This is a genomic window from uncultured Nitrospira sp. (genome assembly GCA_902500695.1).
GTDB lineage: Bacteria > Nitrospirota > Nitrospiria > Nitrospirales > UBA8639 > Nitrospira_E.
On sequence record CABVRQ010000061.1, the window covers coordinates 1 to 23342 of the forward strand.

At 50.7% G+C, this 23342-nt stretch carries 18 protein-coding genes; 6 read left to right on the forward strand and 12 right to left on the reverse strand.

All coding sequences use genetic code 11. The features are described 5' to 3' along the window. Positions 1–90: 90 nt before the first annotated feature. The 4 genes from AAH187_RS14130 to ftsH form a co-directional block, all read right to left on the reverse strand. Positions 91–312 (reverse strand): hypothetical protein, encoded by a 222-nt coding sequence (locus AAH187_RS14130; RefSeq protein ID WP_342349109.1) that lies wholly within the window; start codon positions 310–312, stop codon positions 91–93. A 110-nt stretch (positions 313–422) separates the two neighbouring features. Then, positions 423–965 carry a hypothetical protein gene (locus tag AAH187_RS14135; protein WP_342349110.1) on the reverse strand — a complete coding sequence of 181 codons (543 nt, stop codon included), beginning with the start codon at positions 963–965 and terminating at the stop codon, positions 423–425. A gap of 185 nt (positions 966–1150) precedes the next feature. After that, positions 1151–2530, reverse strand: coding sequence for a tryptophanase (locus tag AAH187_RS14140; RefSeq protein ID WP_342349111.1), 1380 nt, complete (start codon positions 2528–2530; stop codon positions 1151–1153). Positions 2531–2873: 343 nt separating this feature from the next. Beyond that, the gene (gene ftsH, locus AAH187_RS14145) at positions 2874–4700 is read right to left on the reverse strand and encodes an ATP-dependent zinc metalloprotease FtsH (protein ID WP_342349112.1); all 1827 of its coding nucleotides are present in this window, start codon (positions 4698–4700) and stop codon (positions 2874–2876) included. 254 nt (positions 4701–4954) lie between these two features. Here ftsH and rmuC point away from each other — a divergent pair, with 254 nt between their 5' ends. Beyond that, positions 4955–6376 carry a DNA recombination protein RmuC gene (rmuC, locus tag AAH187_RS14150; RefSeq protein ID WP_342349113.1) on the forward strand — a complete coding sequence of 474 codons (1422 nt, stop codon included), beginning with the start codon at positions 4955–4957 and terminating at the stop codon, positions 6374–6376. 11 nt (positions 6377–6387) lie between these two features. Here the strand turns inward: rmuC and AAH187_RS14155 are convergent, their stop codons facing one another. Next, positions 6388–7311: a bestrophin family ion channel gene (locus AAH187_RS14155; RefSeq protein ID WP_342349114.1), complete on the reverse strand. Its 924-nt coding sequence runs from the start codon at positions 7309–7311 to the stop codon at positions 6388–6390. A gap of 836 nt (positions 7312–8147) precedes the next feature. Here AAH187_RS14155 and AAH187_RS14160 point away from each other — a divergent pair. From AAH187_RS14160 to AAH187_RS14170, 3 genes are all read left to right on the forward strand, one after another. Continuing rightward, a complete protein-coding gene (locus AAH187_RS14160; RefSeq protein ID WP_342349115.1) occupies positions 8148–8660 on the forward strand; it encodes a hypothetical protein in 513 nt (170 codons plus the stop codon). 347 nt (positions 8661–9007) lie between these two features. After that, the gene (locus AAH187_RS14165; RefSeq protein ID WP_342349116.1) at positions 9008–9367 is read left to right on the forward strand and encodes a hypothetical protein; all 360 of its coding nucleotides are present in this window, start codon (positions 9008–9010) and stop codon (positions 9365–9367) included. Positions 9368–9642: 275 nt separating this feature from the next. Next, a complete protein-coding gene (locus AAH187_RS14170) occupies positions 9643–10365 on the forward strand; it encodes a DUF4197 domain-containing protein (RefSeq protein ID WP_342349117.1) in 723 nt (240 codons plus the stop codon). A 331-nt stretch (positions 10366–10696) separates the two neighbouring features. Here AAH187_RS14170 and AAH187_RS14175 read toward each other — a convergent pair whose 3' ends face one another. The 7 genes from AAH187_RS14175 to AAH187_RS14205 all read right to left on the reverse strand — a co-directional run bounded on the left by AAH187_RS14175 (position 10697) and on the right by AAH187_RS14205 (position 18877). Next, positions 10697–10978: a MoaD/ThiS family protein gene (locus AAH187_RS14175; RefSeq protein WP_342349118.1), complete on the reverse strand. Its 282-nt coding sequence runs from the start codon at positions 10976–10978 to the stop codon at positions 10697–10699. 99 nt (positions 10979–11077) lie between these two features. Then, positions 11078–13885 (reverse strand): FAD-linked oxidase C-terminal domain-containing protein, encoded by a 2808-nt coding sequence (locus tag AAH187_RS14180; protein ID WP_342349119.1) that lies wholly within the window; start codon positions 13883–13885, stop codon positions 11078–11080. Between the two features lie 104 nt (positions 13886–13989). Continuing rightward, complete coding sequence (scpB, locus tag AAH187_RS14185; RefSeq protein WP_342349120.1) at positions 13990–14748, reverse strand: SMC-Scp complex subunit ScpB; 759 nt, start codon at positions 14746–14748, stop codon at positions 13990–13992. Between the two features lie 117 nt (positions 14749–14865). Then, the gene (locus AAH187_RS14190; RefSeq protein ID WP_342349121.1) at positions 14866–15684 is read right to left on the reverse strand and encodes a segregation/condensation protein A; all 819 of its coding nucleotides are present in this window, start codon (positions 15682–15684) and stop codon (positions 14866–14868) included. Between the two features lie 106 nt (positions 15685–15790). Continuing rightward, complete coding sequence (locus AAH187_RS14195; protein ID WP_342349122.1) at positions 15791–16882, reverse strand: pentapeptide repeat-containing protein; 1092 nt, start codon at positions 16880–16882, stop codon at positions 15791–15793. A gap of 231 nt (positions 16883–17113) precedes the next feature. Further along, positions 17114–17878, reverse strand: coding sequence for a peroxiredoxin (locus tag AAH187_RS14200; protein WP_342349123.1), 765 nt, complete (start codon positions 17876–17878; stop codon positions 17114–17116). A gap of 159 nt (positions 17879–18037) precedes the next feature. Further along, positions 18038–18877 carry a hypothetical protein gene (locus tag AAH187_RS14205; RefSeq protein ID WP_342349124.1) on the reverse strand — a complete coding sequence of 280 codons (840 nt, stop codon included), beginning with the start codon at positions 18875–18877 and terminating at the stop codon, positions 18038–18040. Positions 18878–19057: 180 nt separating this feature from the next. Between AAH187_RS14205 and AAH187_RS14210 the strand changes: the two genes are divergently transcribed. Continuing rightward, positions 19058–21796, forward strand: coding sequence for a CBS domain-containing protein (locus tag AAH187_RS14210; protein WP_342349125.1), 2739 nt, complete (start codon positions 19058–19060; stop codon positions 21794–21796). Positions 21797–21838: 42 nt separating this feature from the next. Next, positions 21839–23329 carry an MFS transporter gene (locus tag AAH187_RS14215; RefSeq protein ID WP_342349126.1) on the forward strand — a complete coding sequence of 497 codons (1491 nt, stop codon included), beginning with the start codon at positions 21839–21841 and terminating at the stop codon, positions 23327–23329. Positions 23330–23342 lie beyond the last annotated feature (13 nt).

Genomic DNA, 23342 nt, shown 5'->3' on the forward strand with positions numbered 1-23342 from the left:
ATCAAAATTCTGGAAAATTCAGGCGTGAAAGCTCGTCGAATTCCCTGAATGTTTTTATGCAAAATAAAGAAATGTTCGATTTGGAGATCATTACATCTTTACGTATTTATCGGTGAAATGTCTGAGGAGCGGCGCTTGCTCATGAAAGCGGAACCGCTTCAAGCCCTCACCCCGCCGGAACGCTACTTCCAGCAACTCCACGATATAATCCACATGAATTTGGGTATAGTCCCGCCTAGGAATCGCCAACCAAACAAGTTCGCGAGTGCCCGGCTCTTCTTCCCTGGTTTCCATATTATGTTTTCCAAACATGGCGGTGCCGATTTCCACTTACGGAATATCAACCACAATTGAGACAAGTGTGTAAGTCCTTTTTTTCGACTGGTATCCCCAGGCAAGCTTCCCCCTTTGAGAAGAATTTTTTATTTCTTCGTACATCGGGCGTCTGATTTTTGAATCGCCGCGATCTTCTGATCATCGAACGGGATTGGGGCACAGCCATGCCCCTTTTCACAGACGAAGTCGAACCTGGCCGCAGGTTGATGACAACTTAAGCACGTGACCCCCTGCGAAGCATTGACGACGTCGTCTCCCCGATCCGTAATCTTGGTGCCTTCTTGGGAGACGTCCAAAAAGAAGAACTCCCAGCCGTTCGTTTTCGGGAATTTGTCATGCGGATGCTTGACCATGGCTTCGTGAGGGACAAGCTGCAGAATGGTTCCAACGGGATATTCGGTCTCCGGAACGCTGTCCCGGAAAATACGCATGGCCTCTTTGAGTTTTTTCGGATCATCATGCTTGAATCGGGTATTCCTGACTTTCGGCCAGTCGAGAATGCACCCGAAGGTTTGTTCGGACACCGTGATTTCTTGAGCCGCCACGCTGGACGTCTGACTGAACACAAACCCCGCCACAAGACATACACAAACAGAGAGTTGGCAGAAGACCATAATAAAATGACGCATTGACCGACTCCTTTCATTTCGCCCCGACGTGTGTCCTATGCAAGTGAATGACCCCACAGATTCTCACTTTTAAAAAACCCATTTACTGTAACTTTTGCGATGCATCATACATCGATTTGGAAGAATGAAGGAACCACGGGGAATTGTGCTTCATGCTTCGCTTTGCGCAATGTCAGTTTTTATGGTTATTCCACCATTCCGTACTGAGCGGTGAAATGTCTGAGAAAGGGCGCTTGTTCCAGAAAGCGAAACGGCTTTAAGTGTTCACGGCGTCGAAAGACTTCTTCCACCACTTCGACAATATAATCTACATGACTTTGGGTGTAGACCCGCCTGGGAATCGCCAGGCGCACAAGTTCGCGAGGACCCGGCTGTTCTTCCCCGGTTTCGACATTGCGTTTGCCAAACATGGCCGTGCCGATTTCTACCGCCCGAATGCCTCCGACCACATATAACTCCACGCAGAGCGAAATACCTGGCAGAGCGAGCGGTTGTAGGTGAGGGGCGAAGCGGGCGGCATCCAGATAGATGGCATGGCCACCAGGCGGACGTAGGATCGGCACACCGGCTTCATGTAAATGGTTGCCCAGATACCCCGTGGAGGTGATGCGATACTGGAGATAATCTTCCTCCATGCCCTCATGTAACCCTACGGCCATCGCTTCCAAGTCCCGTCCGGCCAATCCCCCATAGGTGGGAAACCCCTCGGTAAGGATCAACAGGTTTTGCTCTTGTTGAGCCAAATCGGCGTTGCGCGTGGCGAGAAATCCGCCGATATTGACGATGGCATCCTTTTTTGCGGACATGGTACAGCCATCGGCCAGGTCACACATTTCGCGAACAATGTCGCGGACCAATTTTCCCGCATATCCCGGTTCGCGTAGTTTAATGAAATAGGCATTTTCTGCAATCCGGCACGCATCCAGGTACAACGGGCGGTCAAAGGCGCGGCAAACCCCGGCCACTTCTCTCATGTTGGCTATGGAAACCGGTTGGCCTCCACCGGAGTTATTGGTGACGGTGATCATGACCAACGGAATTCGCTCCCGCCCTTCCTTTTCGAACAAGGCTTTCAGGCCTTCCACATCCATATTCCCTTTGAAGGGGAATTCACTGGAGAGGTCCGCTAGTTCGAGACAAGGCAAGTCCACCGCTTTGGCTCCGGCAAATTCCACGTTGGCTCTGGTGGTATCGAAATGCGTATTGTTCGGAACGATATCGCCGGGCTTACACATGGTGGAAAATAGAATGCGTTCGGCGGCCCGTCCCTGATGGGTTGGAATGACCAGCGGGAATCCCATGAGTTCCTGTACGGCAGCTTCAAACCGGTAAAAGGACGGACTCCCCGCATAACTTTCATCCCCCCGCATCATGGCCGCCCACTGCTTGGCACTCATGGCCCCGGTGCCACTATCGGTCAGGAGATCGATCAGGACATCATCGGAGTGCAGCCGAAATACGTTGTAACCGGCTTTGGCAATTAATTCCCGGCGTTCGGTTTCTGTTGTCATCCGGATGCGCTCGATCATTTTGATTCGAAACGGTTCGATGATCGTCTTAAACATACCTGTCCTCCGGTTATGCTTTTCGCTCCGGCTCACGATCCGGGAAAAGATTCCCCCCAGTCACAAAAATTCTATCATTTTTTTGAAAGACATCGAACTCTTCATGCCCCGATGATTCCCTTAACTTTGGCATTAATCCCTGGGATCCACCCGGGTAAGACAGGAATTAGGATGGATGAATTCGTGGGATGCCCTCCCCAAACAAAAAAAGGAAATAAATGCTGCCGGATGTTTTGGATTAGCCCGTATTTGTCCCTGGTCTGAGCGTCAGGCCTGGCTGGAATTTTTTGAGAGGTCAGTCTGAGGGTATTTCGGTCAAAAACCCTGGTGTTGTTGGTTGGAACTAGCTTGGAATGGGTTCTTCTTCCTTGGCGTGGAGAAGCGCCATTAACTCTTCACCCATCATGACTTCCGCCTTCAACAAGGTCTCGGCCCCTGTCAACAACACGGGTCGAAGCCTCGTCAGCAACTCCCGGACGCGAATCCCTTGTTCTTCAATGAGGCGGCGCACTTCTTGGTCGACCTGTTGAGCTGTGTGCTCGGAATAGGTTGGGGCGGAACTGCCCTCCATATTTTTCAAGAAGTTCGGCTGAACGGAATCGTCCAAGGCCACCGTTCCCAACATGTCACTCATGCCAAAATCTTTGACCATTCGCTTAGCGATCCTGGTCGCCTTTTGTAAATCATCTGCTGCTCCGGTTGAGGCCTCTCCAAAAACCAGTTCCTCCGCCATGCGCCCACCTAACAAGACGGCAATGCGATTTTCTAATTCGGAACGGGTGAATAAATACCGGTCTTCGATCGGGAGCTGTAACGTATAACCCAAGGCCGCCACGCCGCGCGGAATGATTGAGATTTTTTGGACAGGATCTGAGCCGGGCAATGACATGGCCACCAAGGCATGCCCGACCTCATGATGAGCCACTCGTCTGCGTTCTTCCACACTGAGCACACGGTTTCTCTTTTCCAGACCGGCAATCACCCGTTCCACGGCTTCCTCAAAATCCCGGTGTTCCACCGTCTCCCGACTTCGTCGAATAGCCAATAGGGCAGCCTCATTCACCACATTGGCTAAATCGGCACCAACCATTCCGGGGGTCATTGCGGCAATTTTGTCTAAATCCACATCCGGAGCCACTTGAATGTTTTTGGCATGTATGGCCAGAATAGCGGCTCTACCCGGCCGATCAGGGCGATCGACCAGCACCTGTCGGTCAAAACGGCCTGCACGCAATAGTGCCTGGTCCAAAATTTCAGGACGGTTGGTTGCGGCCAACATAATGACCCCCACTCGAGGATCAAACCCGTCCATTTCCACCAATAATTGATTTAGTGTTTGCTCACGTTCCTCATGCATCATGGGCCCCGTTCCCCGGGCTTTCCCCAATGCATCCAACTCATCTATGAAAATGATACATGGCGCCTTGGCCGTGGCTTGTTCAAACAAATCCCGCACGCGGGCCGCTCCCACTCCCACAAACATTTCTACAAACTCCGACCCGCTAATGGAGAAAAACGGCACGCCGGCTTCTCCCGCAATCGCCTTCGCCAGCATGGTTTTTCCGGTGCCAGGGGGCCCGACCAAGAGCACACCCTTGGGGATCCGCCCCCCGATCTTGGTGAATTTTTCCGGGGTCTTTAAAAATTCAACCACTTCCATGAGTTCCACTTTGGCTTCATCGACGCCGGCCACATCACTCATACGAGTCTTGATATCACTTTCAATATAAACTTTAGCTTTGGATTTCCCGATTCGCATAAACCCGCCACCCGCACCTTGCCCCATCTTCCGCAAAATCCAAAACCAAATCCCGGCAAAGACCAGAATAGGGACGACCCAGGATGCCACGTCCTTCCAGAGCGTGCTGACGATCACTCCGGCGAATTCCACATGCTTTTCTTCCAACATGTTCACTAATTCCGGATCATCCACCCGGACCGTCTGGAACCATTGGGGGCTTTCCCCTCCTTTTTCAGACTTCAACTTTCCGTGAATGACTTTGTCCGTGATGGAGATCTCAGCCACCTTATCTTCCTGAACCCAGGTTTTAAATTGACTGTAGGGCACCTCATCCATATGTTGGGCGGCAAAATACATTTCCTGGAGAATAATGAGTCCCCAGAACGCAATAATAAAATACCAAATAGAAACACGATATTTTTTTTCCATATTTGCTATCCTAACCTCTATTCCTGTGTGACGCTGAACCGCATGAGGTGAACATAATCTTACTGTACCCAAGAATAAGAAATACGTCTATCGAAATGGAGCAAAATTCTTGACAGATCAGTCATTCCTGGCGGCAAAAATTGCCCTCTCCCTCATTCGGACATGGGCCGGAAATTGAAAAACCTCATGACCGCTTGCAAGTCTACACGATGTAAGGAACGTTGATCGTCCGGTTAGGTTCTCTCTTCTCAAGCATGATCGCCTCTTTCGACTCTCAATTAGTATGGGTTCTTTTGTCTGGCTTGGTGGTCGGAGGGATCATCACGTGGGCCATATGTTCCATTTTTTATCGAGGAAAGAAGCTCCAGGCCTTACAAGAGACCGCCACCCAATTCGCGTGGGCTCAAGCCCAAACCGGGGAACTTCGGACCCAATTAGCAACTCTTCACCAGGAACGTGAACGGATCCATCAAGAATTTCGGCTAATGGAAGTGGCCAAAGTGGCAGCCGAAACAAACCTTGAAAATACGCAACGGCACTTAGCCGAACAGCGGGCCTTGCTGGAGGATGCCAAATTGACCTTATCGGATACCTTTCGCTCTTTAGCCTCGGAAGCCCTGGCCGGGAACAATAGGGGATTTCTGACCCTGGCTGAGGAAAAGTTTAAAGCCCTCAAGGAGGAAGCGACGGCATCCTTTGACCAACGCCATACCTCCATTGAATCCCTGTTGCAACCGCTCTCCGAATCCCTACGTACCTACCAGAAAGAATCTCAAGCCTTAGAAGATAAACGGCTTCGTGAACTCAGTGTCGTGGGAGAACAGTTACGCCAATTGGCCTCTTCCCAGGCCATCCTCCAGGCAGAAACATCTAAATTGGTCAATGCCTTACGATCACCACAGGTTCGAGGACGCTGGGGGGAAATCGCGCTTCGAAGAACCGCTGAATTGGCCGGCATGTCAGCAAACTGCGATTTCTTTGAACAGGAAAGCGTCTCCACTGAAACAGGTCGCTTGCGTCCCGACATGATCGTCAGGCTCCCGGCAGGGAGAGATGTGGTGGTCGATTCCAAAGTTCCGCTCAATGCGTTTTTAGATAGCCTGGAAACGCACACGGACGAAGATCGGGAAGCCGCCCTCAATCGGCATCTCGGTCAGGTAAAACGGCATATCAGTCAATTAGCCTCAAAGGAATATTGGGATCAGTTTCCGGCCGCTCCGGAATTTGTGGTCTTATTTATCCCCAATGATTCGTTCTTAGCTGCCGCCGCAGAACGGGACCCTTCACTCGTCGAGTCAGCCTTAACGAAAAAAGTCGTCATCGCCACACCCACCACGTTTATTGCCTTGTTGCGGGCCATTGCCTATGGATGGCGCCAGGAACAGGTGGCTGAAGGGGCCCAACGCATTAGCATCCTCGGACAAGAACTCGCTGATCGTCTGAGCACGCTGGCAGAGCATTTTGGGAGAATTGGACAAGCCTTGGGTCGGACCGTCGAATCCTATAATGCGACCCTCACCTCATTGGAAAATCGGATCTGGCCCACCGCCAGAAAATTCAAATCACTCGGAATCAGCCCCAAAAAAGACCTCATGGACCTTAAATCCTTAGAACACATACCCAGGTCACCTGGTAGCATGGATTCCCCGCCGGAAGACTTTCCTTCTTCCTCATAATCAGACAACCTTTACATCAACACACCATCAATAGGTTCAATTTTAGGTGGCACAGACGTTTCTCCCAGTTGTTGTCGTAAATCTATTTCAATATTTCGACAAATAGCATTCATGGGAACATCCTCGTTTCTCCCATCAAAGGGATCTTCTGTTCGACTTCCCACTCGTTCCATAACGGTAAACATGAACGCCAGCATCACATAAATAGGAAGCATTTCCCATCCCAAATGTTGCACCAACGAGAAGGGAAGAAGTAACAGAAACATCCACACAAAAACCTTGGTGAAAAACCCATACTGACGAGGCAAGGGTGTATTCTTAATTCGTTCACATTTACCTTGTGCAATATAAAAATCCTTAAGGGAATCCATTAATCCCATCACATAGGCACGGGGAGCAATCCAGCCAGTATCAAACACTTCCTGTAATCGCTGCGCTTGCCAATGATTCAGCTGCGTGGCTCTATTGGCAACACTCTCCAACCGAATTAACTCACCCTTCGTGATGAATGAAGAAAGGACATCCGACACGTACCCCTCTCGAAGCTGTAAACGCAAAGCCTGCAAAAATGCGAGGTGACGATAAATAAACTCTCGATGTAGTTCCTCGACTTGCTCAGGCGGTGCATCGCTGCCTTGAGGCGGTTGAATGTAGACAAGCACTTGTGAGGCAAAATTTCTTGAATAATTCGTCAAATCACCCCATACGGTCCTGGCTTCCCAATACCGTTCATAGGCCGAATTGTTTCTAAACGCCAATAAAATTGCGATAGCCGTTCCAAATACACTAATTCCGGTAAAAGGGAATGCGAGCTTTTCAAAAAAGAATTCTAAATTAAGTATGCAGACTCCGTAGCCATACAGGATATAAAACAAGACAGCCCAACCGTCAATTTGCAGAAACCACTTGAACGGAAGGGTTCGTCTGACAATCATCGAGCTATCATTTCGTTGTCACGACTATTAATGTAATGGAGGAACGAAACACATCTCAAATAAGTTGATTTGCCACTCTCCCAACCTGTCAAAAATCAATCCAGAAATCAACCTCAGTCTCCAGGAGTCTTAGTTTACTTAAACAAACACTGGCAGACATGCCCTCGACCTGGTTTCGAGCCCTGCTATCAATGGGAAAACACCAGATGTATCGTCCAAGCAGAAGTGTTTGCCAACATACGTTGGTTCCTCTCTCGATATTGCCAAGCCTATGCTTTAAGTTTAAGTCTGATGCCATCAAGGCTAGCTGGGATTACACGCTCAACCCAGTCCGTGTTTTGCCTCAGGCTGTCCCCAAGCACAGAATGGGGAATTGTTATGCTAAGAGGTATTTAATCGCCGCATTGCTCCGGGCCAATGGTTTTCCCGCAGAACTTTACTATCAACGACTGATCAGTGAAAACCAAAAGCCACCGTTTTGTTTACATGGCCACCATGCCATATATTTAGACAAATGCGGTTGGTATCCGTGTTGATGCTCGAGGAAATACAGCCTTCGGTGAGAGAGGCTCTCCGATTATTTGCATTCCTCAGTCTTCCTTTTTGCCTGACGCATTAGAGAATTCCATGACTCCTCGCTCTCTTCAATTGCCAATGAACCTAAAACCTGACCATTTGAATGTTTGCGCTATTCTTTCTTAAGTAACCTTAAATTGGTATTATGTTACTAGTAATTCAAGGATTTGGTTGGAGACTTAATCTTTATTGGAAAGGATGAGGTACCGCCCGTGAGAGCAGAAATCGCCAGCAGATCGACAACAAATAAAGGAAAAGGCTTGAAAGCAGAAAACAAAGAGTTGTCCGTCATGTTGGGGTTGGGTACGTGTCTTTTGATAATCCTCACTTTGGTGGCTCCTTCAACCTCATCCAGGGCCGACACTGGTGAAGGCTCAGCACCTCTATCCAAATTCTTAGAAATTCCACTGGAAGGTAAAAGCATCCCTGATAAACTCAGATTCCCTCTCTATGAGCAGAATGCTGTTCAATATTTCAGCGCCGGATTAGGGAAAGAGGAACGGAGCCTGGCATACCCACCCTATTCCCTTAAATTGATCTTTGTGAAAGGTGAACGCGCTTTCCTGGCTGGCGTGGCAGTTGAAGTGATCAACTCAGAGCAAACGACGCTCGTGTCCATTCCGGGTGAGGAAGTACAAGGTCCTTGGTTGTTTCTGAACCTTCCTCCAGGAAAATATGTGATTAAAGCCACCGATTCAAGTGGGACCACTATTGAAAAAAGCATTTCCCTATCAGGGGGAAAGACCTCACCTGTTCACTTTCGCTGGCAGTAGGACCGTGTTTGTCTCCAGGTCTATTCCTGATTTCCGGCAATTTACCCACTAAAAGCCTCCGGCCTTAACCGACACTGTTTACCTTGGGCTCCTTCCTCATTGATTCTGTTTATTTTTTAGGTCTTTTTACCTAGCATTTAAAACCTAATAATATATACAAAGCATAGATTCAATCTATTTAATTCCTAAAGGTTTATTAACATTCATGGAAGGTATTGATGTTATAAATTTACAATTATGAGGATTTTTTAATATTGGATTAATCTTGACTTAAGCTCAAAGAGCTATATCTAACAACAAGACATTATATTTGATACGTCATGACAATCAGGAAAAAGGAGATACATATGGGACATTTCGGAATACAAAAAAAGACCCCGACACTAGGGAAAAGTCCCATCAAGCATGAAACAGCCGCTCCTTCCACCAAAATGGCGGACCCAAGACATTCAGACACCTGTACACGGTGTGGTGGGTTTATGGTCTCACATTGGTGCATGAATGTGAACTATGATGCCGGTGGAATGGAAATTTTGACCAAACGATGCTTGCAATGCGGAGAAGTCATTGATCCCGTAATATTGGAAAATCGCCTCAACCCTCAACGAGAGGCGATGAAGAAGAAAACTCGTCCGCTCCTCTCCAGGCCTTTAGCATCATCGACTAAAGGCAAGAGTTCAGGGATGAGTTGTACTCCCATAGCTTAACCTTGAGGCATCTCACACTCTTGGGTGCTTTTTAAACCACCCACGAGGAAGAGCCGGAATTTGCCTCCTGAGGATTTGAAGACTGCTTATGTTTTTTAGTCTATCCTCCCCAGGATAATCCCAGGGCGCAACCCTCCCCTCTTCCTTGTGGGTCCCATCTCACAGGAAGAGGAAGATGAAATGCGCCGCTTCTGATATTCTTTCTCCCTCTTATTCCCGTTTTCCTCCGACTAACCTCTTACCGTTTCTTCATAAATTCATAAAATGAGTAATCAATGATTATTTCTCGCGTCATGATGAGTTTTCTCCTCTTACTCCTTCCACAGGTCGCCTCCGCACAATTTGATGACTTTATGAAAGAGATCGATAAATTGTCTCTGCCTGGCGCAAAAACCCTCGGAGATGACAAAATAATCTCTGGTCTCAAAGAAGCTCTCAGCGTCGGGACGGAAAATACCGTGAAACTCACTGGCAACACAGACGGCTTTTTAAAGAATGAAGCCATTAAAATCTTACTACCGGAAAAACTTCAATCCATGGACAAAGCTCTTCGACTGGCTGGATTCGGGCCTCAGGTTGATGAGTTGGTGGTCAGTATGAACCGAGCCGCCGAACAGGCCGCTCCCTTAGCCAAACCCATTTTTAAAGATGCGGTCACCAACATGAGCTTTGACGATGCCAAGAAAATTCTGGATGGAGGAGATACCGCAGCAACTGATTACTTCCAAGGTAAAACTCGCGATCAACTGGCCACCGCGTTTAAGCCTGAAGTGGAGAAGACAATGAGCCAAGTGGGAGTCACCACGCAATACAAGGAATTGGTGGGACAATATACGACCCTCCCGTTTGTCAAAGTACCGGCCTTTAATTTGGACGATTATATTGTCGGGAAAAGCTTGGATGGGCTATTTCACACTTTAGCGCTGGAGGAGCAACAAATCCGAACGAACCCCGCAGCACGCGTCACAGATTTACTCCAAGAAGTTTTTTCACAATAAACTGATTCTTCAGTATGTTTCGACAATATTAAGGTCTGAGTAAGCATGAACCAACCGATTATCGGGTTCCATCAAGATGATGTAGATGATTGGGTAGCAGATCTGGCTTGCGGCCACGGGCAGCATGTTCGACATCAGCCCCCAATGAGCCTTCGCCCCTGGGTCCTGACATCAGAAGGACGTCGAGCTCATCTCAAAACGATTCTCAACTGCAAAAAATGTGACGAAGAATCACCTCTTCCCTCACAAGGAGCAATCTAACCGCCATTTTTCCTAATGCCTAAAACGCTTCTCCCCGCCAAACAAAATATTCATCGCAACCCGTGCCATGTTAAGCATTATGCCACATCGCCCCATCCGTACTCTGGTCACCTCTTTGGTGGGTAATTTTCAGGATGTCCCCATTTTTCACTTTGGCTTCCAAGGTGGAGATTTTCTGATTAATAGTCACCATGAGTTCATTGGCATGGAGGAACGGCATTAACCCTTGAAAATGATCTGGAAAATCCTCTAGCAATTGGCCGATAGTGATGGGGCTTTCTAATGAAATTTCCACCTCAGGGTCTTCAACCGCTTCACGCAGTAAAAGGCCAAATATCAAAACTTTTACCATTCAATGTCCCTCGTCAAAAAATATATTTCGATCCCAATTCCAACTATAACAACGTTATCCCGCGGAAACACACACCTGAGACTCAATCTCCGCTCCCCTTTATTTCTTCCGCGAATGCTCCCGCATGACCTGCGCAATATGCTTGACCTCGGCTATCCCACGGAGTCCATTTTTTAACTGAATCATGCATGCAGGGCAACTCGTCGCCACCACTTGAGCCCCGCTTTCTTGAATGGCTCGCTTCTTACGCTGGAAAATCTTCTGCGAGGTTTCATAATTCTTAACCATGTACGTACCCGCTCCGCCCGCGCATCGATCGGCATCCTGCATTTCGACAAATTCAAGGTCAGCCACAGAGGCTAGCAGATCTCGAGGGGCCTGGGACACACCGGCGGCGCGAAGATGGCAGGAAGAATGGTAGGTCACTTTCGTCGACTTTCCATCGGCCGGTGTCGGGATTGAGCGCGTATTGTCTGACACCATCCCCTGGTCAACAAGAAACTCAGAGATATGCTTCACTCGTTTGCGTAAATCAATGGCTGCGGCTTCCTCCGGTTCCCCATGAAACAGCGTGGCATAATCTTTCAGGCTTAACGTACATGAAGCACAGCTGGTAATCACGGTGGAATACGACGCCAGGTGAGCCAGATTTTCTCGCGCGCCTTCTTTTACCAGATCACGCAATCCGTAGGTTTCAATCGGCGTCCCCGAACAACGTTGTGGCGGAAGAGCAACCCTCACACCGTAATCGCCTAAAAGCCCGATCACGGCATCCCCCACTCCATCCTCAAAATAGTTGGCCGCACACCCGTGAAAATAAGCCACTGATGCCTGTCGAAGATGTTCGGCATGACACAGTTCAGGATACCGATCACGCAAATGCCGTTTAGCCAACGTCGGTAGGACCATATCTCGGGGAATCTTTGCCGTGGCAGCCAACTTTCGCAACAACGGGCGGGTCACCTTTTCCAACATGCCTCGAATAACCGGACGATCCCAAAAAGACTGGGTCCATGCCATGAGCTTCAACAAGGGATGAAAAAGCCATTGACGGGCATGGAGGGCAAAAACCCAACCGGCCAGCCGGTTGGGATGTTCCGCCCGTCGCTGAAGAATCAGTTCGGACACATCGACCCCGGCCGGACAAATGGTCCGGCAGGACTTGCAATTCAAACAGGCTTCGACCACCCGTTCGGATTGAAGATACGAGTAATCAGAAGCCGTCACAATCTCGAACCATCCGCGCGCACTCATATCTTCAGACTGAAACACATCATACACCGGACACACGGAGTTACATTTGGCGCACGTTGCACAGGGCTTGCCCATTCGCTCCAGATCAATATGTTCCGTAAACGAGGTTTCACTGATTTTCACACCAGGATTCATCATCCCCTGCGGATCGAACGCCTGCTTCACTCGAACAAAAATCTGATAGACCTCTTCGCCATACATCAAGCGAACCGTCTCGGCGCGAATACGCCCGTCTCCATGCTCTCCGCATATTGATCCGTCAAACAGGCCCAAGACCGTCTGGTGAATCTCCCGGTGGGCCTCGACCATGGCCTCAACATCATGCTGATTGTGTAAATCAAGCAGCGGAACAATATGCGCATTGCCATTTCCCACATGTCCAAAGATGGCGACCGACACCGATCGTCGTCCAAAATACTCTTCCAAATACCGGATCAACTCTCCGGTGCGTGAGGCCGACACCACCACATCATCGACAAAATTGATGGGTTTTTTTTGAGGATCAAATCGATAGAGCATCGGAAACAACGCCTTGCGGGCTTTCCACAATTCCCCTTGCTGGGCTGGATCCGACGCCAGCCTCACCTCCCCGGTGAGTGGAAACCTTCGGCACATCTCCAGCAACCGATGACGACGATCTGCGCCTTCGTCTTCATCAAATTCAATGAGCAGCGTGGCCGCCGCATCGGAGGGAATGCCATAGCGATCTCGCCCGATCAAATTCAACGAATTCCCGTCCATCACCTCCAACGCATTGGGGGCCAACTCCAAGAGGTGGGGAACCGATTCGCCCATACCCTCCAGATGTCGGAAATGGATGAGACCCGTCACGGTGCTATCAGGTCGTTTAACCAACTTGACTCTTGCTTCACTGATAATGCCAAGCGTTCCCTCGCTACCGATAAATAATTTGGGAACGTCAAATACCCCTCGCTCCAGTCCATCGACCACATCAAAGACGTTATAGCCGGAACTGTTCTTACTCACCTTAGGACGCCTGGCGCGGATCAATGCTTGATCCTCTTGAATCATGGTCCACACCGCCTTTAAGGAAACATACTCTTGCAACAACGAGGTATGAACCGGTCCACCAATTTCAACAGACTGAGCATCAAGCCAACCCTCAGTGAGCAGCCGAACCCGAAGAGTATGAACATTGTCCTTGACCGATCCATAGCGAAGCGTATGTGGACCGGCGGAATTGTTGCCGAGCATGCCTCCTAATTTGCACATATCCCCGCTTGAAGGATCAGGGCCATACATCAACCCCACAGGGGCTAACTGTTTATTAAATTCGGATAACACCAGGCCTGGTTGTACTCGCGCCCACTGCTCGTCTCGATTCACCTCAAGCAAGCGATTCATTCTGGAGATATCCACGATAATGCCCGCCCCGATGGCTGATCCGGTCAGATTCGTTCCGGCCGCCCGTGGAGTCAGAGGCACTCCCGCCTTGACGGCATACTCCATCACGGCATCAATGTCATCTTCTGTTTCAGGAAGCACAACCACTTGGGGGGGAATTTTGTAGATACTGGCATCGACGGAATAGGCTTTCAGCGTGGCCCAATCCCAGCGAACTTTTTCCTGCCCCAATTTTTTGGCTAAATCGGAGCCCAGGGTAGATTTCTTTTCAGGTAGCAACAAGGTCATAGGAACTCTTTCTGCTTCCTACGCGGATCGCGCACAACCCTTGTCAGAGAGAAAACAGGAAGGAAAACAAGCGGACCAGCAGAACGCGTGGCCTCACAGTCGTTTTAGGCAGAAAGATCGGTGACCCGGGACTCTCCCTCATTTTCCTCAGGTGCAAAGGGAAGCTCCATGGGGAATTGTTCAGGGTTACCCAACTCTTTGAGTTCTTTCAGTGGAGGCAAATCTCGTAAGTCCCGCAGGCCAAACCGTTGAAGAAACTGCTTGCCCGTTCCATACAAAATTGGTCGACCGGGGATATCCTGCCGACCGACGATCCGAATTAACTTCTGATCCAGGAGGGTCCGCAAGACTCCAGAGGTTTCTACGCCTCGAATTTTTTCAATATCTGCTCTGGTAATAGGCTGCTTATAACTCACAATGGCCAATGCTTCCAGTGCCGACCGGGAAACCTTGGCTGCCGGTTTGGCCTTGCTGGTCAATCGCTTGATGTACAGACTCTGGTCAGGTCGCGTCACCATGACATATCCGCCAGCCACTTCCAAAATCTGCAAACCACGCCCAGCCGCCTCATACTCCGCTTGAAGATATTCCATCGCGGCTTTAACCGCTGATTTAGGCACGCCTTCGAGGACCAGAGCCAGTTTTTCAAGACTCAGCGGATCATGCGAAACAAAAAGCAGGGCCTCAAAGGCACCTTTGAGTTCATCAAGGTCTAACCCAATCTCCTCCTCTACGTTCTCGCAAACCGTGACCTCTTCTGCGTCACAACCCTCCTCTGAAGCCTCACAGGGAACAAGGCCATCCTCCACCCCGGCATCGAGAGTATCTGAAGTTTGATGTCCATTGGTGAGTGCGTCCATCATTTTATAGAGTCCTCCTCTGCGGAGCGAAGCCAAACATCCACTGCCACATGTAAAATTTCCCCAGGCAATTCCTCAATCCCCCCATGCGTCCTCCAATTAACACCAGGCTCATGCGTGTCACAACTGCTCCACATGAAAACTTCCGGTAGCATCAGGCCCCTCAGCTGGAACAAACCGCCTCGTCACCTGGATGGGACCCATCCATTCTCCTTGAAACAAACGAACCAGGTTCATCCTGACCAGCTCCAACAAAGCCAGAAACGTGACAATGACCAATGGCTTGGACCAATGGTGTTCAAATAACTCTTCAAAAGGAACCGTCGACTCTCCTTCCAACCGCTCCAATATGCCTTGAATGCGGTCCTGAACCGTCCAGGTTTCCCGAGTCAACTCGACGATTTTATCTGTTGGGGCTCGATCCAGTACATCCTGGAACGCACTCAGAAGATCAAATAACTGGAGATCTTCTGTAACCATATCCTCTTCGGTCACGGCTTCCGAGGACAAGGGGAGAGGATCACGACTAAAGGACTCCCGCCAAAGCTGTTCGCGGACAACCAAGGTCCCGGCCGCCTCCTTAAAACGCTCATATTCGACCAATTGCCGGACTAATTCGGCGCGAGGATCGAGGCCTTCCTCATCCTCCTTCTCCGGTTTTTCCTCTTTGGGGAGGAGCATCCTGGATTTGATATAGAGAAGCGTGGCTGCCATAACCAGAAAATCCCCGGCAAGCGAGAGGTTTAACGTCTTCATCATAGACAAATATTCCAAATATTGCTGAGTAATCAGCGCAATCGGAATATCATAAATATTGATCTGGTGTTTCCGAATCAGGTGGAGAAGCAAATCCATGGGGCCGGTAAAGGCCTCAAGTTTGACCTGATAGGCATCGTCATCTTCAAGGTCAGAAACAATCAGGGAGGGGACGGATTCCAATCAAGAGCCTTTCGACTGGGTTCCACAGTGCAGATAATTGAATTGGTATACCATCTTTTGTGTAAAGCCGCAATATCCTAACCAAATATAGTGGTTGAGAGTTATTTCAAGCAGACTTCTTCCCTTTTGAAAACCAGAGGTAACAGAGTACCAAAATGCCCAACCCCAAAAAGATCCCGACCTGCCCATATGGGGTCCTGCCATTTCGAACCGACGCTACATCAGGCGGGAGGTTACTCCCGGTTAATTCCGGCATGGTGCGGAACGCTACCCCTGAAAAATCATGCGCTCCTTCAAACCTGGCGTTCGTAAAATCGACCACTGTGTGAAATTGAGCATTGGCAAATGTCACCGACTCTCGAAATTCGGTAAACCGAAAATAGATTTCCTGAACCGCCGAGGTGGCTGAAAAATCGGCAGCGCCATTAAATACCGATCCTGAAAAGCCTGTCCCACTGACAAAAGCCGATTGAGAGAAATCTGCCGCCTGCTGGAAGTCGACTTCCAAAAACTCGGCAACTCCGGTGAACTGAGCACCGGCAAAGGTGACACGATCCAAAAATCGAGCCTGGTGAAAACGGGAATGCGTCCCAAAGGTAACGTGAGAGAAATCAGCGCCTTGAGTAAATTGGGACCCAATAAAAAACCCCTCAAAATCCACGTGCGCGTTTGAAAATGTCACCGGACCCACAAACACGGTTTTAGAAAGATCAATGGATTGCTGAAAGACGGTTCCCATGAAATCTACCGGTCCCAGGAGCAGGAGGGCACCTTCGACCAGATTGGTGGCAAACACTTTTTCAAAACGAGAATGTCTGATGGACACCGCCTCTGGAATGACGCGAACCGCAGTGATCCCCTGCTCTTGCAGGCGCTGCCCCACTGCCTGGGGAATGGTGGGATATTCCGAGAGGGCCCGTTGCGGCAGAAGATCAAGCATCACCTGATCAACCACCAACACGTGGTCAAGATCAATCCGTTTACCCTGCAGAAGAGCCTCAAAGAGATCAGCCCCCTTTACGGCCAGGGCTTCCTCTTCTCCAGGCAAACAAAGTCCTTCAACATGCACCCACAAAACGTTTTCGCTTCCCGGAGGAATTGGAAGAAGACGGCAGGCCTCGGCATTGAGAGGAGACAGCCCCGGCAGGGCAAGCAGCAAGCCAAGCAGCAGACAATGATTTACGCCCCGCAATTTCATCTATGCCCACATCACATGAGCATAATATTATGGCAAGCAGGCAGACCGACAGCCATCACCTGAGTACATACCCAAGGAGCTTGTTGAAGATAGATGATCGTCACGAGGTTTCGTCGGGTGGAGTCAAATTTTTCGATCGGTTCGGGCGAGTGGGCCTATTGAACAACCTGATCTGAGAATCCAGCTAAAATCCTGCACAATCGGAACCGTCACTCTCACCTCGAATAGCCCCTAAATAGAGGGGCCGGCCTCAGTAGGTTGAGCCGTCTCTGGTTTAGCTGGCTCGGGAGCCGCGGCTTCCGCAGGTTTAGGCACCGTCACCTCCACCGGCTTTGCCTTCGCAGCCGGAGAAACGTCCTTGAGCGCTAAATAAAAATCTCGATGTTCGTATTCGGTTTTCGCTAACACCTGATCGACTTCTTGAACCGTCTTGGGCGGAGGCACCACCACCTTTTCCCCTTCCCGCCAATTGGCTGGCGTCGCACAGGCAAACCGGTCAGTCGTTTGCAGGGCTGTGACCAACCGAAGAATTTCATCCACATTACGGCCCGCATTGAGTGGGTAATACAGCAACGCCCGAATCACCCGTTTCGGGTCAATAATAAACACCGCACGCACCGTCGCGGTCGAGCTCGCGTTGGCATGAATCATTCCGTACAGTCTGGCGACACGCATATCAGCGTCGGCAATCATGGGAAACGAAATAGTGGCACCCATTTTATCGTGAATATTGCGCAGCCAGGCTAAATGGGCATGAATGCTATCTACACTCAACCCAATGAGCTTTACCCCCCGCTGACGAAATTGCTCATTGAGTTGACCAAAAGCTATCAATTCCGTCGTACATACCGGAGTAAAATCCGCCGGGTGAGAAAACAGTACCACCCAATGCTGCTCCTGCCATACGCTAAAATTAAAATCGGTCTGTTGCGTCGTCACCGCGGAAAAGTCCGGTGCATGATCTCCTATGCGAGGCAACCCTCCTTCTTCCGACATGAATCCTCCTTCAGTTGGCAATACTAAAACCCTCCGGCTCCGCTTCAAGCGAATGGAGAAATACCGGCCTATTGATGAAACCGGCAATACGAACAACACGATCGAGAGGGCCGAGAGAGAACCCTTGGCCCAACCTGGACCCATAATAGGCCAGAAGGTCTACCAGGAGCGAGGAATTTCTTCTTCATCATCCTCATGATTAGATTCGGTGTCCCGAAAAAACTTATCGGTGCCCAATTCTTCTGATAAGTCTTCCGTCAGGTCCAAATCCTCATCGGCCTCATCTGTGGAGTCCTCGGAGAACTCATCATCATCAAAATCGTCCGCAAGATCATCTACATCAAGGGTATCGGCGCCATCCTCGAGTTCAGTGGTCAATGAATCCAGGGTGATATCGCCATCGGTTTCCACTTCAATATCCAATTCTGAATCAATGTCATCCGGTAGAGACGCATCCCCAACGTCCGAATCAGTGTCCTGTCTAAGAGTTTCCCCCTCATCAGCATCAACGGGGAAAGCATTTTTTCTTTTTTTGGCGTCAGGGCCTTTCACCGCAGTTGATTCTTTTTTAGGTCTTCCTGGGCTTTTTTTGGCCTCAGGTAGCGACGGCTTCGCCCCCGTTTCCTTGGTGGGAGCAGACTTGGTACGATTTGCCCCGGTTTTGGCCGCCGTTGTCGTTTTTGAAACATTGTCAGATGTAGTCAACTTTTTCTCTTTCCCTTTCACCACCTTTTTCGGCGTCGCTTTGGATCGTGGTTGAGCTTGAGCCACGGCTTTGGGAGTTCCCTTCATTCCAGCCTTGGCAGTTCCCTTGGCCCGAGCCTTGGAGCCGACCTTCGTATTCTTGGACTTCGCTTTGATAGACGGTGATCGTTGAGGCTTCACAGGCTTCTTTGGTTTGGCTTTCGTCTTCGGCTTAGCTTTTGCTTGAGTCGGTCGCTTTCCCGTAGGCTTCTGTTTGGGCTTGGCCTTGGACTTGGGCTTAGCCTTAGCAGCCATGTGTCACCCTCCTGATTTATGTGATCGACCAATGATCCATCTGGGATGGATCGCCTCCTGAGTTGCCCCCATCTAACATGGAGGGACCCTCTCAAGCAACTGAATATTTCCAATAAGGAAATTCTTCGCCTTTTCAAGGAACTTCCGGTCATTCAGGATCCCTGTTAGAATCCGACTTCCATGGAAATTATTACCACGCATCTTGAGGCGGATTTTGATGGCCTCGCCTCAATGGTGGCTGCTAAAAAGCTCTACCCGAAGGCACACCTCGTCCTCCCCGCAGGAGCCCAATCCCGCGAGCGGGCCTTTCTCGCAGAACACCCCCTTTCCTTCACGGCACTCTCAAGTTTGAATATTACGGATATCACCCGCCTGATCTTAGTTGATGCCCAGCATCAGGACCGGTTAGGACCGCTCGAAAAAGCTCTTGAAAATCAACATATTTCAGTTCATATTTATGATCATCACCCTATAGAGACCACCAATCCCCTGCTCCCACGGGCAGACTATTGCAAAGTGGATTCAGTGGGGGCCACCATCACACTCCTCTGCGAAGAACTTCAAGCCAGAGGACTCACATGGACACCCGAGGAAGCAACATTCTTCGCCATTGCCCTGTATGAGGAGACCGGTCAATTTGTCTACCGGAATACCACCCCCCGTGATTTCCAGATCGGCGCGGTCCTTGTGCAAACAGGAGCCGATTTAAATCAGGTCACGAAGTACATCGCGCGGCACTGGACGCCCCCGCAACTGGAATTATTCCATGCGCTGTTGCAATCGGCGCAAACACTGAACCTCGGGCATCGAAGGATTCTGCTCATCACCCTCACCTGGCCGGACTATGTCCAGGACATGGCGCCGATTGTTCAACAACTAGCGCAATTACATGGAGCCGATGCCATCATCGCGGCTGTCGCCATGGAGGGCAAAGTCCAGGTGATTGGACGAAGCCGCCATCCCGACATGGATATGAATCAAATCACTCAGGCATTTGGTGGCGGCGGACACACCATGGCCGCCGCCGCCAGCATTAAGAAACTCACCATCGTCGAGGTGGAACAGAAAATCCGCACCCTTTTGGAGGAACAAGCCAGAACCTGGCTTCCCATCAAGCGGCTCATGACAACACCCGTCAGAACGGTTGACCTCAACACCACGATCAAACAGACCGAACGCCTCATGACGCAATACGAAGTCAACGCCCTCCCGGTGGTGAATGCCAAAGGCGGCTTCATGGGGCTCGCCACAAGGGAATCCGTGCAAAAAGCCCTCTATCACAAACTGGCCACCCACCCCATTGATCACATCATGTCAAGAGATATCTTTCTGGCCACACCCGCCACGCCGTTTGACGAGGTCGAACAGCAAATGATCGAGCGAAATCAGCGGGTCGTGCCGGTATTAGATCAAGACCAGGTCGTTGGTATTTTCAGCCGGACCGATTTGCTTCGGGCTATGCACCAGGCGCTCCCGCCTCAGGAAGGCGACGTTGAGCCATTTGCCGGAGCGGCCCCTTCAGCCACCGCACCCCCCGCGCCAACCCTGAGAACCTCAAATCTTCACAAACAATTGGCAACCCGTTTACCCCCGCCCCTTCAGGCCCTGCTCCAGACCATCGAGAAGGTCGCCGACACGCAGGAGGTTGCGGCTTTTCTGGTCGGCGGATTCGTCCGGGATTTCCTTATGAACATTCCCAATTTCGATCTGGACGTGGTCATCGAAGGTGACGGCATCCGATTCGGCAAAGCCTTAGCGCAAGAGCTCAAAGCGGAATGGACCATTCATGAACGATTTGGCACCGTCTCGATCGCGCTCCCCAAGACGCTCAACATTCCCCACATGCATCATCTGGACATTGCCACCGCCCGAACAGAATATTATGAATACCCCACCGCGCTGCCGACCGTGGAACGCAGTTCTATTAAAAAAGATCTCTACCGGCGCGATTTCACCATCAATGCCCTGGCCATTCGCTTAAACGGCACACCCGGCGAACTGCTGGACTTTTTCGGGGGCCGCCGGGACATCAAGGATAGAATCGTTCGCGTCCTTCACAGCCTCAGCTTCGTGGAAGATCCCACCAGGGTCTTTCGAGCCATTCGCTTCGAACAGCGGTTTGGTTTCCAGATCAGTAAGGAAACTCAGCATTTCATTCAACAGGCCCAAACCATGGAACTGTTTCACCGGCTCTCCGGCACACGATTGGGGAATGAACTGATCCATATATTGGAAGAACCCGAGCCGGCTAAAGGCATTCAGCGATTGAGTCAATTTAAACTCTTCCCATTCATTCATCCCAAGCTGCATTGGAAAGAACCGGCTCCAACGCTATTTGCATCCGGCGAAAAAATCCTGGCCTGGCATGAGGTGGAAAGCGCCAAACCAGATACCGAGCGATGGCTGCTCTATGCCCTGGCCTGGTTCGAATCGTTGGGCAACACCGAGTTAGTCAAAACCTGGAAACGATTAGGATTCCCGCAACGAACCACAGCAACCGTCGGAGAGTTCTTACAGGCCCAGTCTACGTTGATAAGAACCCTCAACAGAAAACACCTGGCTCCGTCCGAAATCTACGACCTCCTTAAGCCATGGCCGAAGGAAGTCGTGCTGTTTCTCATGGCCAAGGCGCAAAGCAAGCCGACGATTCATGCGGCCATGGAACGGATTCGGGACTATCTCACCACGTTTCAACATGTCGTCATCACCGTAACGGGTCACGACCTGGAAGACATGGGCCTTCCCAAAGGTCCGGCCTATCGGCGGGTGCTCGATCGCATCTTCAAAGCCAAGCTGGATAGCCTGGTGGTCACACAGGAAGATGAATATCGACTCGCCAAAACATTTATCCAACAAGAAACTGCATCAGGAAGCCATTCCAAATCCCCTTCCGTTGTTAGGAAAGGCAGCGGGAGGTAGCCTTCCCGTTGGCTCCCCCGGCAAGCGTTTTCATCCCTCCCCATGCACCAGCTTTCAACGTCCACCACACCGTCTCGAATCCGCTGGCGAATTCTTCTTCTGCTCCTCTTCATCAGCATCATCACCTACATCGACCGGGTGAATATTTCTGTCGCAGCCCGCCAAATGATGCCGGCACTCGGACTCACCGATCTGCAAATGGGCCAAATCTTTTCGGCCTTTGTCTTTGGCTACGCCCTCTTTCAAATCCCCGGCGGATGGCTGGGAGATCGATGGGGACCACGCCGGGTGTTGACCTTCGCGGTCATCTGGTGGTCGATTTTCACCGCGCTGACGGCTGTCGCTCCCACGCTCCCACTAGCCAGTTTGATCGGGATCATGGGTTCGCTCATGGTCGTGCGATTCCTCATCGGCATCGGCGAAGCCGCCGCGCTGCCAAATTTCAATCGGGCTGTTGCGAACTGGCATCCCCCGAATGAACGGGGCTTAGGCATTGGCATCACCATCGGCGGGATAGGCGTGGGCTCGGCCCTCACGCCTCCGATCACCGCCTGGATCATGGTCAATTATGGCTGGCAAACGGCCTTCTATGTCGCAGGCGGATTGGGTATTGGCATCGCACTTTTGTGGTACTGGTACGCAACCGATCATCCCCGGCAACATCCACATGTCAACAACGCCGAAGCCGAACTCATCGAAGGATCGGAATCCCTACCCTCCTCTCCTGCTCCCTTGGAAGGACGATCCGGCAAAGCCTGGGGAAAGGTCCATGATGTCTTCACCGAATTTGAAACACGGGAAGGACTGGCTCCAGCTTCAGAGGTAAAAGGCAACGGGACCGGCGGGAAGAAAGACACCTCCTCCTCCATCTCCACACGGAAAGGAAGGAAAAGCGAACCAGCATCCACTCCGAAATCGAAGACTCCCACCGTTCCCTGGAAAGCCATCCTCACTACCCCGACGGTCTGGTGGCTCACGCTCAGCTACACCTGTCTCGGGTACGTGGCTTATGTCTATATGTCCTGGTTCTATCTCTACCTCGTCAACGTGAGAGGCTTTGCCATTCTCCAAGGCGCCTTCTTCGCTTCGGCGCCGTTCATCGCCATGGCCATCTTCTGCCCGTTAGGAGGATGGGTCACGGATCGTCTCACCGAAAAATACGGGGTCAATCGTGGGCGTGCGAGCGTAGGAGGAGCAGGGATGATCCTGGCGGCACTCTCCATCATCATCGGCGCCAATATCGAAGCGCCCTATGTCGCGATCGGCTTCCTCTCCCTTGGCGCAGGGTGGCTCTACTTCACCGTTGGGCCGTTCTGGTCATCCACCACGGACTTATCCAAACCCTATGCAGGGACACTCTCAGGCCTCATGAACACCGGCGCCAACCTGGGCGGAACCCTCTCGCCAACATTGACGCCCTGGCTGGCGGACACTTTCGGCTGGTCGGTCTCGCTCGGCATCGCCGCCGGGATAGCGCTTATCGGCGGATTGTGCTGGACCCGCATTCGACCAGAATTAGGATTAAAATCCTAATACGAGCCAGGCC

What these genes read in the sequence shown, in the direction of transcription:
- AAH187_RS14205 (WP_342349124.1), bottom strand. Translation starts at nt 18,877, where the DNA reads ATGGCTGCTAAGGCTAAGCCCAAGTCCAAGGCCAAGCCCAAACAGAAG.
- AAH187_RS14170 (WP_342349117.1), top strand. Translation starts at nt 9,643, where the DNA reads ATGATTATTTCTCGCGTCATGATGAGTTTTCTCCTCTTACTCCTTCCA.
- AAH187_RS14155 (WP_342349114.1), bottom strand. Translation starts at nt 7,311, where the DNA reads ATGATTGTCAGACGAACCCTTCCGTTCAAGTGGTTTCTGCAAATTGAC.
- AAH187_RS14210 (WP_342349125.1), top strand. Translation starts at nt 19,058, where the DNA reads ATGGAAATTATTACCACGCATCTTGAGGCGGATTTTGATGGCCTCGCC.
- AAH187_RS14140 (WP_342349111.1), bottom strand. Translation starts at nt 2,530, where the DNA reads ATGTTTAAGACGATCATCGAACCGTTTCGAATCAAAATGATCGAGCGC.
- rmuC (WP_342349113.1), top strand. Translation starts at nt 4,955, where the DNA reads ATGATCGCCTCTTTCGACTCTCAATTAGTATGGGTTCTTTTGTCTGGC.
- AAH187_RS14200 (WP_342349123.1), bottom strand. Translation starts at nt 17,878, where the DNA reads ATGTCGGAAGAAGGAGGGTTGCCTCGCATAGGAGATCATGCACCGGAC.
- AAH187_RS14135 (WP_342349110.1), bottom strand. Translation starts at nt 965, where the DNA reads ATGCGTCATTTTATTATGGTCTTCTGCCAACTCTCTGTTTGTGTATGT.
- AAH187_RS14130 (WP_342349109.1), bottom strand. Translation starts at nt 312, where the DNA reads ATGTTTGGAAAACATAATATGGAAACCAGGGAAGAAGAGCCGGGCACT.
- AAH187_RS14195 (WP_342349122.1), bottom strand. Translation starts at nt 16,882, where the DNA reads ATGAAATTGCGGGGCGTAAATCATTGTCTGCTGCTTGGCTTGCTGCTT.
- AAH187_RS14215 (WP_342349126.1), top strand. Translation starts at nt 21,839, where the DNA reads ATGCACCAGCTTTCAACGTCCACCACACCGTCTCGAATCCGCTGGCGA.
- scpB (WP_342349120.1), bottom strand. Translation starts at nt 14,748, where the DNA reads ATGATGGACGCACTCACCAATGGACATCAAACTTCAGATACTCTCGAT.
- AAH187_RS14175 (WP_342349118.1), bottom strand. Translation starts at nt 10,978, where the DNA reads ATGGTAAAAGTTTTGATATTTGGCCTTTTACTGCGTGAAGCGGTTGAA.
- AAH187_RS14180 (WP_342349119.1), bottom strand. Translation starts at nt 13,885, where the DNA reads ATGACCTTGTTGCTACCTGAAAAGAAATCTACCCTGGGCTCCGATTTA.
- ftsH (WP_342349112.1), bottom strand. Translation starts at nt 4,700, where the DNA reads ATGGAAAAAAAATATCGTGTTTCTATTTGGTATTTTATTATTGCGTTC.
- AAH187_RS14165 (WP_342349116.1), top strand. Translation starts at nt 9,008, where the DNA reads ATGGGACATTTCGGAATACAAAAAAAGACCCCGACACTAGGGAAAAGT.